The following is a 17437-nucleotide window of genomic DNA, read 5'->3' as shown; positions in this document are numbered from 1 at the left end:
ACCGCCGGCCGAGGGCCTCATCGCTCCATCACCACCGCCACGTAGCCGTCGGGGTCGAGGAGCTGCGCTCCGGCGCGAACGCTGAGGTCCCACAGGGGCCCCGCGCACAGCGCGATCAGCAGGGTGACCGCCACCAGCCCTGCGCTCGACACGTACAGCAGCCGTGGCACGGGCCCGCCGTCGGTGGCCTCAGGGTCGTCAGGAACGCCCCAGAACACGCCGCTCCAGATCTTCACCATCGAGAACAGCGTGAGCACGCTGACGACGAGGCTCACGGCGACGATCGCCCACGCGCTGGCGTCGAAGCCTGCCTCGACGAGGGCCAGCTTGCCCACGAAGCCGGAGAACGGCGGCAGCCCGGCCAGGCTGAGTGCAGCCAGGCCGAAGAGGGCGGCGATCAGCGGGGCCTTGTGGACCATGCCACCCACCCGGTCGAGAGCCGTGGTGCCGGTGCGCTGCTCGATCAGCCCGCCCACGAGGAACAGGCTGGTCTTCACCGGGATCTGGTGCAGCATGAACAGCACGGTTGCCGCCGCGCCCGCGACGGTGAACAGCGCGAAGCCGAAGAGCATGTAGCCGATCTGGCTGATGATGTGGAAGCTGAGGATGCGCTTCATGTCGTTCTGTGCGATGGCACCCAGCACTCCCACGATCATCGTCGCCGCCGCGATGGCGAGCAGCACCCAGGTCGGCGTCTGGCCCGGGAAGAGCAGCATCTGTGTGCGGACGATCGCGTACACACCGACCTTCGTGAGCAGACCGGCGAAGATCGCGGTGACGGATGTCCGCGCGGTCGGATAGGAGTCGGGCAACCAGAAGAACAGCGGAAAGATCGCCGCTTTGATGCCGAACACGAGCAGGGTGAGCAGGGACAGGGTCGTGCGCACCCCGTCGGGCACCTGTGCCATGCGGTTCGCCAACTCAGCCAGGTTGACGGTGCCCGTCGCCGCGTAGGCGAACCCGATGGCGGCGACGAACAGGGACGACGCGAGCAGGTTGATGACCACGTAGGTCATGCCTGTGCGGATCTGTTCCTGCCTGCCGCCGAGCGTGATGAGCACGTAGCTGGAGACCAGCATGATCTCGAAGGCGACGAAGAGATTGAACAGGTCGCCGGTCACGAAGGCCAGAGCGACCCCCGCCGTGAGCACCAGGTAGACAGGATGGAAGACCGGTGTGTCGTCGTCGGTCGCCGGATGGCCGATGGCGAAAAGCAGGACGGCGAGGATCGTGATGAGTCCGATCACCAGCATCAGGGCGCTGAAGAGGTCGGCGACCAGCGTGATGCCGATCGGCGCTGGCCACCCGCCCACGTCGGTCGCGCCCGCACCGTCACGCTCCACGCGGGCGAGGAGCAACGACGCGGCACCCAGCGCGGCCACGACCGCGAGAACGGCCACCGCCCGCTGTGCAACTATGGAGCGCCACGCGAGCAAGGCGATCGCGGCCCCCACCAGCGGGATGACGACGGGCAGCGTGAGCGTCGCGGCCATCACCCTGTCTCCCGACTCGACGCGCCCCACTCGGTCTGCTGATCGATGACCACCTGATCCTTGCCGCCGTGGGCATGGTCGTGCCGGTGACGCTCGTCTGCCGCCAGCCGTGCGATCCGGCGATCCTCGACGTCGTCTTCGACCTCGTCGTCGCCGGTGAGCTTCCAGCTCCGGTACGCGAGGGCCAGCAGGAACACGGTCATGCCGAAGCTGATGACGACCGCGGTCAGAGCGAGTGCCTGCGGAAGCGGGTCTGACATCTCCGCTTCGTCGGTCGTTCCGATGAGGGCCGGTGCGCCGGGCGGCCCGCCCGCCTCCAGCAGCAGCAGGTTCGCGGCGTGCGCTATCAGCGCCAATCCGAGCACGACGCGCGTGAGTGCCCGCTGCAACAGCAGATAGGTCCCCGCGCCGAAGAGCACGGCGATGGTGGCGGCCATGATGACGCTCACCCCACGACCTCCCGGTCAGACCCGCCGTCGTCGGGTTCACCGAGTGCCCGGAGCATCAGCAGGACCAAACCGACGACCACCAGGTACACACCGGCGTCGAAGACGAGCGAGCTGCTCAGATGGACCGATCCGACGACTGGGAGGTCGACGGTCGCCTTCGCCGATCGGAGGAGCTGGTCGCCTATGGCGAGGGGCACCAGCGCGGTCGCTGCTCCCAGGAGCAGACCGGCGCCGATGATCGCGAACGGATGGAAGCGGGCGGCCTGCTGGACCTCGTCGATCCCGCCGGCCAGGAAGCGCAATCCGAGCGCGGCACCTGCGACGAGCCCGCCCACGAAGCCGCCTCCCGGCTGGTTGTGCCCTGCGAACAGCAGGAAGAGCGAGATGAGCACCAGCGTGTGGAACTCGGCTCTCACGCACCGGTCGAGGATCACGCTGCGTTTCACGGCTGCCCCACGTCCTCGTGGCGACGACCGCGGACCAGCATCACCACGCCCACGGCGGCGACGGCCAGCACCGTGATCTCCCCCAAGGTGTCGAGTCCGCGGAAGTCGACGAGCACCACGTTGACCACGTTGCGGCCTCCCGCTTCGGGTTGAGCGCGCTCGAGGTAGGCGTCGGACACCGGCGGGGTGCTGCGTGAAGCGGTCGACAGCAGGCTGAACACGAACACGAAGGCCGCGACGACCAGCGCCACGCTCGCGGCGACGAGCGAGCTGTGGCGGTTGCGGGGCGGGAACTCGTCCGGCAGCCGGCGCAGGACCAGCATGAACACCACCACGAGCAGGGTCTCGATCACGAGCTGGGTGAGCGCGAGGTCGGGGGCACCGTGAATGACGAAGAGCCCAGCCATCGCGTAGCCGACGACCCCCAGGAGCAGGACGGCGGAGAACCTCCGCCCCTGGCGGCAGGCGACGATCGCGGCGACCGCCGCGACGGCGCCGACGAAGCCCTGGAGCGGGGTGTGGGCCAGGGCCAGCGCCTGCGGCCATCGGGGATCCAGGAGCAGTGCCGCGGCGGGCACCGTCACGACCGTGAGCAGGATCACTGCCAGGTACACCGGCAGCGAGCCGTTCTGCATCAGCCCGGTGGCGTCCGCGGCACGGCGAAGCAGCCCATCGACGAGGCCGTCGTAGGCCCGATCGGCGCTCGGGACGGTCGGCATCGCGTCCTGCGCGGCCTCGAGCCGCGCCCGCACGGCGATCAGGACCGCGCCCCCCGCGAGGGAGACCGCCGAGAGCAGGAGGGGGAGGTTCACGCCGTGCCAGAGCGCGAGGTAGGAGTCGGGCACGGCACCCAGCGATCCGGCCGCCGCCTGTACGAGCCAGTCGAGCGTGGCGGGGAAGAGTCCGCACACGACCGTGATGGCCGCGAGGATCGCCACCGGGGCCACGAATGGTCGCGGCGGTCGATCGACAGGACGGTCCGGTCCCGGTCGGCCGCGGCCGAACGCCCCTAGCTGGAAGCGTGCGCTGTAGGCGACGGTGAGCATCGCCCCCACGACCACCAGAGCCCCAATCAGCACCCGCTGAGGCGCATCGGGCGCCACCACACCTTCCAGGGCGAGCTCTTTGGCCACGAACCCCAACAAGGGCGGGACGCCGGCCATGGATGCCGCACAGATCCCCGCGGCCACCGACAGGGCGGGCATCTTACGGGCCATTCCGTCGAGCAGGCGCAGGTCACGGGTCTTCGCCTGATGGTCGACCACACCTACCGTGAGGAAGAGCCCGGCTTTGAAGGCGGCATGGGCCAGCAGCAACGCGCAACCCGCGAACGTGGCCTGTGGAGTCCCGAGGCCGAACAGCACCACCAACAGCCCCAGCTGGCTCACTGTCCCGAAAGCGAGCAGGAGCTTCAGGTCGTGCTGGCGGAGCGCTCGGTACCCGCCCACGAACATGCTGGCCAGCCCGGCAGTGACGACGATCGGTCGCCACACCGCCACCTCCCCGAACACCGGCGCGAACCGGGCGATCACGAAGACCCCCGCCTTCACCATCGTCGCGGAGTGCAGGTATGCGCTCACCGGTGTGGGTGCCGCCATGGCCCGCGGCAACCAGCTGTGGAACGGCACCTGGGCCGACTTGGTGAGCGCTCCCGCCAGCACAAGGACCAGCGCCACGCTCGTCACCACCCCAGACGGTGGCTTCGCCAGCAGCTCGGAGAGCGTGAAGGTCCCGGCCTGCAAGCCGAGCAGGATGAAGCCCGCCAGCATCGCCAACCCACCCACCCCTGTCGTGAGCAGTGCCTGCAGGGCCGCAGAGCGCGCATCTGCATCGGTGTCCTGGCTGCCGATGAGGAGGAACGAGGTGACGGTGGTGAGCTCCCAGAAGACGAACAGGGCCAGCAGGTTGTCCGAGACGACCAACCCGATCATCGCTCCCGCGAAGGCGAGGAGTGTGGCCGCGAGCCGGCCGTTCGCAGGATCGGTCCGCATATACCACCGGCTGTACACGAAGACCGCCAGCCCGATCCCCGAGATCAGGAAGACGAAGAGCAGCGCGAAGCCGTCCAGCCGCAGCCGGAGGTCGAGGCCGAGACCGGGGACCCACTCGACAGCCTGCACCAGCGATCCGCCGTCCGCGATGGACGGTGCCTGCACCGCAGCCCAGACCAGCACAGCTGCGGGGACGATCGCTCCCGCGAGGAACACTCGGGAGCCGAGGCGGCGGGCCACCGCCGGAAGCACGGCGACGCCGAGCAGATGGGCGGCGAGAAGCACGAACAGTGGTGGGCCTCCTCAGTCGCGGCGAGCTGACGCCGACCAGGCTTCCCGGCTCACCCCTCAGCAGTGTAGGTGCGCCACCGGAACCACCGGCGTCTCACGCCCGTCCTCGACGCGCCCCATCCCATCACCGCCGGGACGGTCTGACGCGACCCTGCCGGGCGTGCGGGCCGGCTACTACTTCGAACCCGACGGGGTAAGTGCCTCCGCACAGGTGTCCGGTCCGTGACAGACCCGATGCACCGGCCTGGTCGAGGGAGCGTGAGATGGGCGAGTTGCGTGAGATGGGCGAGCTGGAGGACCTGGACGTCAGCGCCGAGCTGCTCGTGCGGATCACCGCCACCCGAGAGACCCTCGCCCCGTACAACCCCGTCGAGCCCGTCGTCGACCTCCTGCTCGACCTGCGGACAGCACGTGGCAGCCACCGGATCGTCGAGATCGTCGATGAGCACTTGGCCGCCGTGAGCCACCGCCGCCTGCTCGCTGCCGGTGAGATCCTCCCGATGCTCGCCCACCTCGAACGGCACCTGCACGACCGGCTGCCCGGCTGAGGTTCGATTCAGCACGCGGGGATGTCCGGTTCCCCGGACGCGGTCCGGGGAACGCGGAGACGGAGTTCCAGGCCGTCGCCCCCGGCTGGGTGATCACCCTCCGGATCGATGCCCTCCGGATCGACGCCCGCGCGGGCTCGGCGCTCGAGGGCGAACAGCTGATCCCGGTCGAGCTTGCGCCACAACCGTGGGTACACCTCGGCGTTCATGATGTCGACGTGCTGGCGCAGCGCTGCGACCACATGACCCATGCTGGCACCCTCGTCGTGCTCGCTCTGCCGGGCCAGGAGCGCCGAGCGGATCTCGTGATGTCGTTCGCGAGCCCAGCGCGCCTGCTCCCGACCGAAGGGGACCGAACGCTCGTGCGCGCTCAACACTGCTCGCTCTTCCACCTGCAGGTACCGCTCCACCGCCGCGCTGACCTCATGCCACTCGTCATCAGTGGGCGGGTCCTCGCTGCACGCCACGGCCAGGCGCGCCAACGCGTCGTCCTGGAGCCGGCGCAGCTCCCCGAAGGGCTCGGCTCTCACACCTGCCCGGACCGTCACGGCCGGGACGACCGGCGCCAGTCGATCTGGCGCCACCAGTTGCCGAGACCGAAGCGCCGCCGCCGCTCGAGCTCCACCACGGTGTCGGCCAGCAGGATCGCGCCGAGCAGCATCACCAGATAGCCGACGAAGGCCGCGGCCACGGCGATCGGCAGGAGTCCGACCGTCATCGGGGCCCCCGCCAGCACCGCGCTCGCCCCCGCCACCAGCCGCCGTGCCGCGGTGCGCCGCTCCGTGACGGTGAGTGGGTCCGGGTCGTCCTGCAGGTGGGCCGCGATGTCATCGAGGAGCCGCTCCTCCTCATGGGACAGCCGCAAGCACTCGTGCTCCATGCAACACCTCCCCCAACGCGATGCCGCCTGCCTACCCAGCTCATACCGGGACCATGCCGGCCTGCCCCGGAACGGCGAGGAAGCCGGGCCGGTTCAGATCGCGGCAGGTTGGGGTGGATCACGTGCTCGCATGAGCCCCGACGAGCAGGATGCCGCCGAACAGCTCGACGATGAGGCCTTCGACGCGGCCGACTACGGGCATCGGCTTCTTAGACTCACGGTGGTGACCGGCTCCGACGACCTGGCCGACCTGGCTACGGCGTCGCGGGCGATCGCCGAGACCGGGACGCCCGACGAGCTGCTCGGTGTCCTCGCCGAGCTGGCCCGGGAGCTCATCGGTTCCCGCGAGGCCGAGGTCCGGCACCTCACCGGCGGCTCGAACCTCTGGCGGTCCTCCTCCGTCGTGTCCCGAGAACCCGAAGGGGAGCCCGTTCTTGAAGCACCGCTGTTGCGGGGAGACGGCACGTGCATGGGGGTGATCCGCCTCGCCGGCAAGCGGGATCGGTCAGCGTGGTTCTCTCCGGATGACGAGCGCCTGCTCACCATGCTGGGGCAGATCGCGTCGGCCACGATCAGTCACGTGAGCTGCTCGAACGTGAGCGCCGGACGCGTCGGGAGCTCGAACGCGAGCGGTGCATCGTCGAGTCGCTCTGGGCGGTCGGGCAGGCCATCAGCCGCCAGCTCGATCTCCACGAGATCATCCAGATGGCCACCGACGCCGCCACGACCCTCACGGGCACGGCGTCCGGTGCCTTCTTCTTCCGCGGAGACGACGCGCCGCCCGAGCCGACCCTCTCGACAGGCGCAGCCGCGGTGGTCGGGGCGCCCGACCCGGCCTGGATGACCCCGCTGCTCGCCGAGGTCTTCACCACCGATGAGCTGGTCTGCCACGAGGACGTCACGACCTCCCCGCCGAACGGCTCGATGGCACCCCACCGGGAATCGTCCGGGGACCCACCGGTTCGGAGCTTTCTCGGCGTGCCCGTCAGCCTCGCGGACGGGACCGTCGTGGGGGCGGTCGTGCTCTGGCACGTCGAGCCCGGCCGATTCACGCGCGACGACCAGCGACTCGCGATCGGGATCAGCCGCCAGGCGGCGGTCGCCATCGCCAACGCTCGGTCCCTCGAGGCCGAACGGGTCCTCGCGAGCGAGCTCCGGCGGGCCCACACCCATCTCGAGGTCGCGCTCGCCGCCGCGAAGGCCGGGAACTGGACCTGGAACATGGCCACCGGTGAGGTCTCGTGGTCGCCGGCGCTGGACGATCTACGGATTCGAGCCAGGCTCGTTCCCCGGGACCTTCGAGACCTACGTGGAGCGGATCCATCCGGACCACCGCGCTGCGGCCATCGAAGCGATCGAGCGCGCGGTGGCGGAGCCGCGCACCTTCGAGTACCGGTACCCGATCGTTCGCCTCGACGGGCACCTCCGCTGGCTCGAAGGGGCAGGGCAGCCGATCCTCGACGAGTCCGGAGCGCTCATCGGCATGGCTGGCGTCTGCTCGGACATCACCGACCGGGTGCACAGCGAGCGCCGGACGCGAGCCGAGCTGGCGGTGACCAAGGTCCTCGCCGAGAAGCCACCGATCGTCGACACGCTGCCGCTCATCCTCGAAGCCATCGGTGAGCATCTCGGGTGGGACCTCACCCAGCTCTGGCTCGAAGGCGAGGGGGGCTCGCTGGTCCGCGAGCACGGCTGGACCTCCTCCCCGAGTGCGTACGCCTCTTTCGTGAAGGCCTCCGAGCAGGTCCACTTCACCCGAGGGACGGGCCTCCCGGGACAGGTGTGGGAATCCGGCCGCATGGAGACCGTGACCGATGCCAGCCACGATCCCACCTTCCTCCGCGCACCCGCAGCGCTGGCAGCCGGGCTCCGTGGCGGCGTCGCCCACCCCATCCATGTCGCCGGCGAGCTGGTGGGAGTCCTGGAGTGCTACCGCCGAGCCCCGCTCGACGAGGCGCTGGAGCTGCTCCCTCCCCGGTTGCCCGAGATCCCAGGGCTGTCGCTCGCAGCGCGCTACCGGCCGGGGAGCGAGGAGGTCGGTGGGGACTTCTACGACCTGTTCCCGCTGGCCGAGGACGAATGGGGTCTGTCCATCGGCGACGTCTGCGGAAAGGGGCCCGAGGCCGCGACCCTCACGGCTCTGGCCCGCCATGGCATGCACACCGCGTCGATCATGAACCGCTCCCCGGCGAGCGTACTGATGGCGTTGAACGACTCCCTGCGGAGCAGCGACCCCACCGGCCGGTTCTGCTCGGTAGTGCTGGCTCGGCTGGCCGTGGGATCGGGCGGGGTGCGGGTTCGCTGGGCGTCGGCCGGCCACCCACCGCTCTTGGTCTCCCAGGGCGGCGGCCCCCTCCGTGCGCTGAGGGCCAAGGGAACGCTTCTCGGCGTCTTCGAGGACATCCGCCTCGACGAGCGCGAGCTCCTCCTCGGGCCCGGTGATCTCATGGTCCTCTACACCGATGGCATCACCGAAGCCCGGCGGGGTGTCGAGTTCTTCGGTCTCGAGGGGCTGCGGGAGGCCGTCGAGGCGAGCAGGGGTGAGAGCGTGGAGGCGATCGCGGAAGGCGTCATCGCCGCGGTGGAGGCGTTCGACGCCTCAGCGGATCGGGACGACCTCGCTCTCGTCGTGGTCGGCGTGCCTGAGTGAGCTCCCCACCGTCGATCGGCGGGGAGCCCCGCCGGGACCGTAGCCCGGTCGGGACCGGCCCCGGCACGACGGGCCAACCAGGCCCGGGGCGGGTCCCTGGTCACATCCGGGTTCCGAGGCGACGGCACCACCGAGACGAACCTAGAGTGCGCGTCCGGAGCTGGCCCTCGGCAGGCACCCGTGGGACCAGAGCCCAGAAGGACACGAAGCGGGTGCGATCGACATGACCACGACACCGAGGCGGTTCGAAGCCGATTTTCCGCCCGACCTCGGTAGCGCGCGGGCTGCGCGCCGTTTCGTGCTCTCGGTCGTGGGTCTCGACCATGGCAGCGAGAACGAGGTCGAGTTGATGGTGTCTGAGCTGGCCTCGAACGTGATCCTCCACGCCTGTACGCCGTTCACGATCCGGGTCGATCACGATGAGGCCAACCACGTTCTCCGGGTCGAATGTCATGACGGAGCGCGAACGTTGCCCGTCCTGAAGGACTACGGCCCGCAGGCGGTGACCGGGCGGGGTCTGCAGATCATCGACCATCTCGCCGACCGGTGGGGCGTCGAGGTGGACCACGACGGCAAGACCGTGTGGTTCGAGGTCGGCTTCGACGGACGCCCCGGACCACGTGCCGGCGATCCGATCCACAACGGAGATCGCGCCTGACCCCGCACGCTTCCGTCGCACATCTCGCCACCTCACTCGCTCTCCGTAGCCGTCCTCGGCACCACCGCCCGAAACCCCAGCGCCCTGCCCGGCAGGGCGCGTCAGGCCACAGATCCCTGGGTAGGACCGACGACGTGGAAGCGGGCTCGGCCATCGAGCGGGTGCAACGGACCTACGTCGCCGCGGCGGCGGTGCTCGTCGTGCTGAACGTGGCTGACGTGGTGCTGACACGGGCAGCGATCGCGGCCGGCGCCTCGGAGCTCAACCCGATCTCCCGATCGTTCATCGAGCACGGTGCTCTCGCCTACGGCATCAAGTTCTCGGTTCCGACGCTGGTGCTGCTGGCCGCGTTGCGTCGCCGGACACGAGCTCGCATCGACGTCATCCACGTGGCCGCGATCTGGACGATCGTCGGGGTCTACCTGATGGTCGTCTTCGTCAATGCCGTCACGTGGGCTCACCTGCGCTGAGCGCCCCCGAACGGAGAAGGATCGCCCTCGGCCGCCATGACGATCGTCAGGCGAAGTACCGGTACAGGAGCGCCCCGGCCCGGGCCGCGATCTCATCGGGCACCCCTGGAGCGGTGAACAGTCCGGTGAGCTCCGCCAACAGCTCCTCCTCGGCCATGTCGATCGAGCGGTCGCGATCGGCGGGCACGTACTGCAGCCGGACGATCTCTCGCTCGTCCGTGCCGAAGGAACGCTTGAACCGCACCAGGCCGGGTTGGTCGTCATCGCTGGCCCCGAAGTCGAGGAGCCGACAACCGAGCTCGCAGCCCAGGCGCACGCCCTCCCAGATCAGCAGGTTGTTCGGTCGTAGCGGCAACGCATCCGGGCGCGACGCATTGAACTTGTAGTACAGCGCATCACCGTGGCGAAGGTAGATGGTGGCCGCGATCGGCTCACCGTCGTAGAGCGCGAGGAGCGGGTACCAGCCCTCGATGGCCCGGAACTGATCTCTCATCGACTCGATGAATCGGTCGGGTTGGGCGAGCAGGCCGTACTTGTGCCGGCGAACGCCCCGGTGCATCCCCATGAACGCCGGAATGAACACCTCGTCGGCGACCTGTTTCACCGTCACCCCCAAGCCGACGGCCTTGCGGATCGCACGCCGCACCGACGGCGCGAACGCGTCGAAGTGCTTGTGCGGCCCGTCCGTCAAGGTGAGCCCGTGCCACCGGGCACGGCTCGACACGACGAATGCCGGGTCCGTGACGACCATCGGTGTCCCCAGGGTGCGGATCGTGATGGGCAGGCCTCGAGCCATGAGCGCGTCACGCAGCGGAGGCCAGGCGCGCGGGTCGACGAGCAGGGGCGGGCAGACGTCCGAGAACGGCAGCGAGACCAGGCGCGACGACCGCAGGCCGTCCACCTGGACCCAAGGCACGCTGCCGATGACCTCACCCGACTCGTCGGTCGCCAGTGTCGCCCTGATCTCCAACCCGTAGGTGTCCACCAGGACCCGCCCCCATTCCGGTGTGTGGAACAGCATGGCGCCCGCGCGCCCCATCAGATCACGCCACCGCGAATCCGTGAACGGGTCCACTCCCTCGATCAGCATCTGCGCTTGCGGTACCCAGCTCCCCCCCACGGCATACAGTTCGCGCGGAAACCGTCACATGAGCTCCGCGGCGAGACCCGAGGGGGCACCGGCACGCCGGCGGCAAGCGAGCGTTCTGCGCTGGCCCACCACGGGTAGTGAGCGGACTCGATGGTGCTGACCTGCTCACCGAAGGCGGGATCCCGCTCGCGGCCCGGCCCGTGACGGCGATCGCGCCCCGCAGAGAACGTTGACCGATGCGCTACGGGGTCGTCTCGGACATTCACGGCAACCTCCATGCGCTCCGCGCCGCCGTGGCCACCCTGGAGGGTCGCGGCGTCGACGGCTGGCTGTGCCCCGGCGACATCGTCGGGTACGGGGATCCCACCCGGCGACCGGGTACTGGTGAACCCCGGGAGCGTCGGCCAGTCCCGCCAGCGCGAGCCGCGACCGCTGGCCCGGTTCGCCTTGATCGACACCGGCGACCGCTCGGTCGAGCTCTTCGCCGTCCGTTACGACGTCGAGGGATGCCTCGAAGCACTCACTCATCACGGCCTGCCCCCCGCCAGCATCCACCTCGAGCCCCGGCTCTCGCGGGTCTGGTCGCAGCAGGCCCGCCGTTGGTGGCGGGGTGGCCCAGCGTGAGGCGGCAGCCGGCCTCGCCTGCCGTGGTGCTGGGGGCCGGCGTCAACCTCATCGAGGTCGTGCGGTCGCTCTCCCTGGCGGGGATCGACGCCGCCATCGTCGCCCCCCCGTGTGATCCCACGAGCCGCTCCCGGCACGCCGCGAGCATCACGACCTGGGACTGGCCAGCGCGGCGATCGGTGATGGAGGAGACTCCTCTCGTCGAGGCCCTCCTGGCCTTCGCGGCGCGGCAGCCCACGCCCCCACCGTTGCTCTCCACCAGCGACGAGGCGTTGCTCTTCTGCTCCCGCCACCGCGACCCGCTGGCCGGCGGCTTCGAGCTCAACCTCCCTCCGGTCGAGCTGGTCGAGGCACTCGTCGACAAGGCCAGGTTCACCACCGTCGCCGAGCGATTCGACCTTCCCGTACCGAGGACCGTGGTCATCGAGCCATCCGCCGGTCCACCTCCGGATGTGTCGTGCCTCCGCTTCCCGGTGGTCGTGAAGCCTCACTGGCGCAGTCCGAGCTGGCACGAGGTGATCGATGCCAAAGCGTGTGTGATCGAGGACGACGCAGCACTGCGGTCACTGTGGTCACGGATCACGGGGGCCTGCACGGCGCTCGTGATCCAGGAGCACATCCCAGGGCCCGAGAGCCGGGTGGAGAGCTACCACGTCTACCGGGATCGGCAGGGCGCGACCCTGGCGGAGATGACAGGACGCAAGATCCGGACGTTGCCGCTCGTCAACGGGCACACCACCTCGCTGGTGGTGACCGCCCGCCAGGACGTCTCGTGCTGTGGTCGGGCCATCGTGGAACGACTCGACCTGCGGGGGATGGCGAAGCTCGACTTCAAGCGAGCACCTGACGGCCGGCTCGTCCTGCTCGAGGTGAACGCCCGCTGCAGCCTCTGGCACCATCCTGCGGCCCGTGCCGGGGTCAACTTCCCGGCCGTCATGCACGCCGATCTCGCCGGTGCCCCCGGTCCGCCCACGACCTCCCGGCCGGGGCTGCGATGGGTGCATCCACTCGACGCGGTCGCGGCACGCCGGTCCGGCCAACCCCTGCGCACCTGGGCCCGATGGGCCCGTACGTGTGACGCGTGGGCCTTCTGGGATCGGGACGACCCGCTCCCCCTGCTCCACGCACTCGCCGCCACGACCGGAGCCCGGCTACGTCAGGTCGCCGGGCGCCGGCCCTCCCGCGAGAAGACCCGCGGCACGCGGTAGGAGGGCCCCCGGTCGCGCGCACCGCGCCGGGAGGTCCAGCGCCACTGCACCGACACCCGACCAGCCACCAGACCAGGCACCCGGGGCACCGAGTGCTCCCAAGCCACCTGGCAACGCCCGCCCATCACGATCAGGTCCCCGGCACCCGGAGCGAGGTCGTGGGTCGCCCCACCACCCGGTGCGTGCTGCCCCCATCGCTCGGTGCGAGGCCGCAACAGGAACGGCCGCCGCGCCCCCAGGGTCAGGACCGCGATGATCGTCTCGTCGAGCCAGCGCATCTCGCGATCGCGATGGAACGCGACCCCGTCACCGCCGTCCCGGTACCAGGCGAGTGCGCAGCCGTCGAACCGGACCCGGTAGCGGTGCTGGAGCCAGTCCCGCGCCTCGTCCAGCACCGCATGAGGCGGTGCTCCGGCCGGGTACCAGGCGCCGAGCCGGGGCTCGTCCAGGTAGCGCTCGTAGCGGAAGACCCGGCCCTGTGACCACGGGACCTGCGCGGTGAGCATCTCGAAGAGCGCGCTGGCCCCCTGCAGCCAGCCTCGAGCCAGGTCCACCCAACACTGCTCGTCGAGCTCGATGCGCTGCACCTCGACCTGCGGAGCGAGGCGAGGCGGGCACTCGGCGGGAACGGCTGTCACGAGGATGGGATCCGCCATCTCAGAGCGGGGCGTGCTCGCCGTCGAACTCTTGCGAATGCTGCCAGAGGTGGGCGTCGATCCGCTCCACCAGTTCCATCACCTGCGCGAAGCGGTCGTCCTCCCAGAAGCTGCCGGTCACGTCGACGGTGACCACCACGTCGGAGGTCGGCAGGTAGAGAGCCAGCGTGTGCCCACCGGCGTACCCCATGCCGAACCAGTGGGCCCCACCGTCTGGATCCGTACGGCACGGGCAGAACCCGTTCACCCCTGCGCCCATGGCGGAGTCGCGGTCGATGTCGGTCATCGCCCGGTAGGACGCATCACTGATGCCGACGTGGTCCCGGAGCAGCGCGAGCACCCCCCGGCCGAGGTCGGCGAGATCCGTGACGATCCCAGCAGCACCGGTGCGGGGCAACCCGGCCTGGGGCGGCAGGATCGCGGCCGACTCGAGGCCCAAGGGCCGGAGCAGCTGCTCGTCCACCAGCACGTCGAACGGCTGGCCGGTGACCTGCTCCAGGAGCACTCCGAGGACGATGTAGTTCGTGCTCGAGTAGCGGCTCTCGGAGCCCGGTTCGAACTGCAGGGGCGACGCCGCGGCGATGGCGAGCGCGTCGAGCGGGGAGGTCAGCGACTCGGGATCGGCGACGTACTGCTCCGATTCCCAGTAGTTCAGCAACCCGGATCGATGGGTCAGCAGCTCCCGGACCGTGATCGGGCGTGGCAGCGCCGGGTAGGCGCCGAGCCCGGGCAGCGGCTCGTCGAGCTCCAGCAGGCCTGCTTCCGCCGCGCGGAACACGAGGTTCGCGGTGAACAGCTTGGTGATCGACATCACGTCGATGCGATCAGCCGCGTCACGAGCACGGCCCTCTTCGTCGACCCCGAGGGCCGTGACCCATGCAGGCCCATCCGGGAAGGCCAACCCCACGGCCACACCGGGAACGCCGTGCTCGAGGGCCCAGACGGCCACCAGCTGGTGCACGCCATCCTCGTCGAGCGCCTGGCCGAGCGCCACGGGGGCACGAGCGGTGCCGCTCTCGCCCGCCACCATCTCGTAGCGGGCGTCGACGGGGTCGAACGTCGGCTTGGGAGGCGCCTGGGAGGGCACCCCGGGACGGAACGATCGCTCCTCCGAGGTCGGGTCTCCAGCCCGGGGCATCACCACCCAGACCGTGAGGACGGTGACCAGCAGCGCCGACGCCACAGCCACCGGAGCATGTCGGCGCCGGGCAGGGGCGGTCGGCAGCGGCCAGAGCTTGGGAGGTCGTTTCGCACCGAGGTCTTCGATCCACCCGAACAGCACGCATGCCACCACCACACCGCCGGCGATGAGCACGACGTAGCTCAACCCCCACCCCAGGCGCGGGGACCGGCCCTGGTGGTCGAGGATCCACAGAGCTACGACGATCGCCGACGTGTGCCAGAGGTAGACGGTGAGGGACCGCTGCCCGAGGAACCGCACGACCGGTCGGGCCAGGTGGTGGTCCGCCAGCCGGCGCAGAGCGGGGACGGACGCGAGGGCCAGGGCGAGCCAGACCGTACCGACGAGCAGGTGCATCGGGTGCGAGTTGTTGACCACGCCTGAGGGGACGGGCTGGGTCAGCCACCAGGCGACGGCGCCAATCGTGGCCACCGACGCGACCAGCGCCCAGTTGCGTGGGCGGACCCGGTCGAACGAACCGTCCGCGACGCGGACGCCGAAGAGGAAGAAGGTGCCGTAGAGCGCGAGGTCGCCGAGCTGCCAGACGAGACGGTCGGCGAACGCGGGCCGGAGCCAGCCGGCCCGATCGGCGAGGTCGAGCGCCACGACCGCGAGCCCGGACACGGCGAAGGTTCGCACCGGCCAGCGACGCACCGCCCTGATGGCGAGCGGCGCGAGCAGGAAGATCCACAGGAGGGTCCGCAGGTACCACAGCGGGGTCGCCAGCCAGCCGCCTTCCCACGGCGAGCCTGCGGGGTCCGAGATGGGGACGATCCACAGCACCACGTGTCGCCAGTCGAGGCCTGTGCCACTCCGGCTGGCACCCACCCACATCGCCGTCCACGCGACTGCCGCGAACACCCAAAGCGACGGCGCGATCCGCCGGAGCCGGTCCGCGATCGTGGTTCGGGCTCCGTGCCGGTCCGCCGACCGCGCGAAGAGCGAGCCGGTGACGAAGAACATGGCTGGCATCGCCGCGATGACGTAGGTGATCACGGCCGCACCGAACGCGTGCCACACGATCACCCGCAGCGTCGCCACCGCCCGGATCAGGTCGAGGAACCCGTCCCGCCCCGACGGGGTCAGCCCGGGTCCCTCCTGGTGGACGGTGTCGGCCGCGTCAGGTGGCATGGCCTCGTAGACGATAACGGTCGCTGACGCCGGTCCAGGATCGCTCCGGTGGGAGCGGTGGGCCGGATCCGTGGCCCGCGAGCGTGTAGCGTGGCGGCTTTACAACGTTCAGCGAGGTCAGCCTGTGACGCCAGCACGTGTCCCCCCGGCCCATCCCCTCGTCGCCCACGTCCAGTGGGACCGCCGCCAGTTCATCGAGCGGGTCGCCGCTGCCGCCCTCGCCCTCGGTGGCGCACCGTCGCTCCTGGCCGCCTGCTCCTCTTCGCCGCGATCGACCGACCCGGCCATCTCGCCGAGCACGTCCCCACCCCCGACCCTGCCCTACGACCCGGCACTCCCCTACTGGATGCAAGGCGGGTTCGCTCCTGTCCACGATCAGGTGGAGGCGTTCGATCTCGAGGTCTCTGGAGCTCTGCCCCCCGAGCTCGACGGCCTGTACGTCCGCAACGGCTCCAACCCGGCGAGCGGACCGTCACCTCACTGGTTCCTCGGCGACGGGATGGTGCACGGTGTCCGACTGGCGGCTGGCAGGGCGCAGTGGTACCGAAACCGCTACGTCGACACCCCACTGCTGCGGGAAGGCACCGGCCTCCTCGGGAGCTCGGCTCCCGGCGGGGCGCGCAACCAGAGCAACGTGAGCGTCTTCCACCACGCCGGTCGGCTCCTCAGCTCGGGAGAGGTCGGGCTCCCCTACGAGCTCTCGACGACCGACCTGTCGACGAATGGCCCCTACGACTACGCCGGCCGTCTCACGACCTCCATGACCGCGCATCCCAAGATCGATCCCGTCACCGGCCGGATGCACTTCTTCGGGTACGGGTTCGTCCCGCCCTACCTCACGTATCACGTGGCCTCGGCCGACGGTGAGCTCGTCTACACGGGTGACATCGAGGTGGCCGGCCCCACCATGATCCACGACTTCGCCATCACCGAGCGCGATGCGGTGTTCTGGGAGCTACCCGTGGTCTTCGACCTCGATCTGGCGATGAAGCTGGTCAGCGGTGAGAGCACGGCATTCCCGTTCCGCTGGGACGAGAGCTACGGGGCCCGCCTCGGCATCATGCCGCTCGAGGGACCGACCTCCGCCATCCGCTGGGTCGAGATCGAGCCCTGCTACATCTTCCACGGGGTCAACGCGTACCGCAGGGGCGACGAGGTGGTGATCGACGCGTGCCGCCTGCCACACATCTTCCGCGAGGGTGGTGACACGGGATCGTCTCGACCCCACCGTTGGCTGGTGAACACAGCGGGCCCGCAGCTCACCGTGTCGGACGAGCCCTTGAGCGACGTCCCGATGGACCTCCCGGCCGTCGATCGGCGCTTCACCGGTCGCCGCAGCCGCCACGGCTGGTACCTGATGACCGAGGCCGACGGGGACTTCCCGATCGAGTTCGCCGGCCTCGCTCATCGTGACGAGACGACCGGGGAGCTGGACCGCTACGCACCCGGAGGCAGCTACCGCCTGAACGAAGGTTTCGTCGTCGCCAGCGGCGATGGCGAGGGTGAGGGCTGGCTGCTCAGCTATGCGTGGGACAGGGAACGGGGAGCCAGCGACCTCGTCGTGCTCGACGCGCTCGATCTGGCGAGCGGACCCGTGGCCCGGGTGCACCTCCCGGTGCGGGTGCCCTACGGCTTCCACGGGGTGTGGGTGCCGGCAGCGTCTGATTGAGAC

At 70.1% G+C, this 17437-nt stretch carries 17 protein-coding genes and 2 pseudogenes; 9 read left to right on the top strand and 10 right to left on the bottom strand.

Annotation, left to right across the window (positions count from 1 at the left end):
• Nucleotides 1–17: 17 nt before the first annotated feature.
• From HZF19_RS05360 to mbhE, 4 genes are read right to left on the bottom strand one after another with little or no spacing between them, the layout of a single operon-like run.
• Nucleotides 18–1493 (bottom strand): proton-conducting transporter transmembrane domain-containing protein, encoded by a 1476-nt coding sequence (locus tag HZF19_RS05360; RefSeq protein ID WP_208027727.1) that lies wholly within the window; start codon nt 1491–1493, stop codon nt 18–20.
• Nucleotides 1493–1930: a Na(+)/H(+) antiporter subunit C gene (locus HZF19_RS05355; protein WP_235979427.1), complete on the bottom strand. Its 438-nt coding sequence runs from the start codon at nt 1928–1930 to the stop codon at nt 1493–1495. Before HZF19_RS05355 ends, HZF19_RS05360 begins: the two co-directional genes overlap by 1 nt.
• Before the next feature lie 8 nt (nt 1931–1938).
• Nucleotides 1939–2388: an MnhB domain-containing protein gene (locus tag HZF19_RS05350; protein ID WP_208027725.1), complete on the bottom strand. Its 450-nt coding sequence runs from the start codon at nt 2386–2388 to the stop codon at nt 1939–1941.
• Nucleotides 2385–4664: a hydrogen gas-evolving membrane-bound hydrogenase subunit E gene (mbhE, locus tag HZF19_RS05345; protein WP_208027724.1), complete on the bottom strand. Its 2280-nt coding sequence runs from the start codon at nt 4662–4664 to the stop codon at nt 2385–2387. Before mbhE ends, HZF19_RS05350 begins: the two co-directional genes overlap by 4 nt.
• A gap of 269 nt (nt 4665–4933) precedes the next feature.
• Here mbhE and HZF19_RS05340 point away from each other — a divergent pair, with 269 nt between their 5' ends.
• On the top strand, nt 4934–5218 hold the full coding sequence (locus tag HZF19_RS05340; protein ID WP_208027723.1) for a hypothetical protein: 285 nt from the start codon (nt 4934–4936) through the stop codon (nt 5216–5218).
• 8 nt (nt 5219–5226) lie between these two features.
• On the opposite strand, the gene HZF19_RS05335 is transcribed toward HZF19_RS05340, so the two are convergent.
• From HZF19_RS05335 to HZF19_RS05325, 3 genes are all read right to left on the bottom strand, one after another.
• A complete protein-coding gene (locus HZF19_RS05335) occupies nt 5227–5748 on the bottom strand; it encodes a hypothetical protein (protein WP_208027722.1) in 522 nt (173 codons plus the stop codon).
• Between the two features lie 14 nt (nt 5749–5762).
• Entirely contained in the window at nt 5763–6098 is a 336-nt protein-coding gene (locus HZF19_RS05330; RefSeq protein ID WP_208027721.1) for a DUF3040 domain-containing protein, read from the bottom strand.
• Between the two features lie 118 nt (nt 6099–6216).
• On the bottom strand, nt 6217–6462 hold the full coding sequence (locus tag HZF19_RS05325; RefSeq protein ID WP_208027720.1) for a hypothetical protein: 246 nt from the start codon (nt 6460–6462) through the stop codon (nt 6217–6219).
• Between the two features lie 341 nt (nt 6463–6803).
• Here HZF19_RS05325 and HZF19_RS17395 point away from each other — a divergent pair.
• The 4 genes and pseudogenes from HZF19_RS17395 to HZF19_RS05305 form a co-directional block, all read left to right on the top strand.
• Nucleotides 6804–7148 (top strand): annotated as a pseudogene (locus HZF19_RS17395) (GAF domain-containing protein); the annotation flags it as partial.
• Between the two features lie 181 nt (nt 7149–7329).
• Nucleotides 7330–8748 carry a PP2C family protein-serine/threonine phosphatase gene (locus HZF19_RS05315; protein WP_208027719.1) on the top strand — a complete coding sequence of 473 codons (1419 nt, stop codon included), beginning with the start codon at nt 7330–7332 and terminating at the stop codon, nt 8746–8748.
• 223 nt (nt 8749–8971) lie between these two features.
• A complete protein-coding gene (locus tag HZF19_RS05310) occupies nt 8972–9406 on the top strand; it encodes an ATP-binding protein (RefSeq protein WP_208027718.1) in 435 nt (144 codons plus the stop codon).
• Between the two features lie 134 nt (nt 9407–9540).
• The gene (locus HZF19_RS05305; RefSeq protein ID WP_208027717.1) at nt 9541–9876 is read left to right on the top strand and encodes a DUF5658 family protein; all 336 of its coding nucleotides are present in this window, start codon (nt 9541–9543) and stop codon (nt 9874–9876) included.
• Nucleotides 9877–9922: 46 nt separating this feature from the next.
• On the opposite strand, the gene HZF19_RS05300 is transcribed toward HZF19_RS05305, so the two are convergent.
• The gene (locus tag HZF19_RS05300) at nt 9923–10966 is read right to left on the bottom strand and encodes a GNAT family N-acetyltransferase (RefSeq protein ID WP_208027716.1); all 1044 of its coding nucleotides are present in this window, start codon (nt 10964–10966) and stop codon (nt 9923–9925) included.
• Nucleotides 10967–11202: 236 nt separating this feature from the next.
• On the opposite strand from HZF19_RS05300, the pseudogene HZF19_RS17570 reads away from it, so the two are divergent.
• The 3 genes and pseudogenes from HZF19_RS17570 to HZF19_RS05290 form a co-directional block, all read left to right on the top strand.
• A pseudogene (locus HZF19_RS17570) lies at nt 11203–11271 on the top strand (hypothetical protein); the annotation flags it as partial.
• A gap of 79 nt (nt 11272–11350) precedes the next feature.
• The gene (locus HZF19_RS05295) at nt 11351–11590 is read left to right on the top strand and encodes a hypothetical protein (protein ID WP_208027715.1); all 240 of its coding nucleotides are present in this window, start codon (nt 11351–11353) and stop codon (nt 11588–11590) included.
• Nucleotides 11587–12798, top strand: a complete 1212-nt coding sequence (locus HZF19_RS05290; RefSeq protein ID WP_208027714.1) for a carboxylate--amine ligase — start codon at nt 11587–11589, stop codon at nt 12796–12798. Before HZF19_RS05295 ends, HZF19_RS05290 begins: the two co-directional genes overlap by 4 nt.
• On the opposite strand, the gene HZF19_RS05285 is transcribed toward HZF19_RS05290, so the two are convergent.
• A complete protein-coding gene (locus HZF19_RS05285) occupies nt 12747–13454 on the bottom strand; it encodes an alpha-ketoglutarate-dependent dioxygenase AlkB (protein ID WP_208027713.1) in 708 nt (235 codons plus the stop codon). The two genes, HZF19_RS05290 and HZF19_RS05285, sit on opposite strands and share 52 nt — an antisense overlap.
• 1 nt (nt 13455) lies before the next feature.
• Nucleotides 13456–15765, bottom strand: coding sequence for a serine hydrolase (locus HZF19_RS05280; RefSeq protein WP_208027712.1), 2310 nt, complete (start codon nt 15763–15765; stop codon nt 13456–13458).
• Nucleotides 15766–15889: 124 nt separating this feature from the next.
• On the opposite strand from HZF19_RS05280, the gene HZF19_RS05275 reads away from it, so the two are divergent.
• Nucleotides 15890–17434, top strand: a complete 1545-nt coding sequence (locus HZF19_RS05275; protein ID WP_208027711.1) for a carotenoid oxygenase family protein — start codon at nt 15890–15892, stop codon at nt 17432–17434.
• Nucleotides 17435–17437: the final 3 nt, after the last annotated feature.

Source organism: Rhabdothermincola sediminis (assembly GCF_014805525.1).
In the GTDB taxonomy this organism is placed as follows: domain Bacteria; phylum Actinomycetota; class Acidimicrobiia; order Acidimicrobiales; family Acidimicrobilacustridaceae; genus Rhabdothermincola; species Rhabdothermincola sediminis.
Note: the sequence above shows the minus strand (reverse complement) of the source record. Positions and strands in the feature narration are given on the sequence as shown.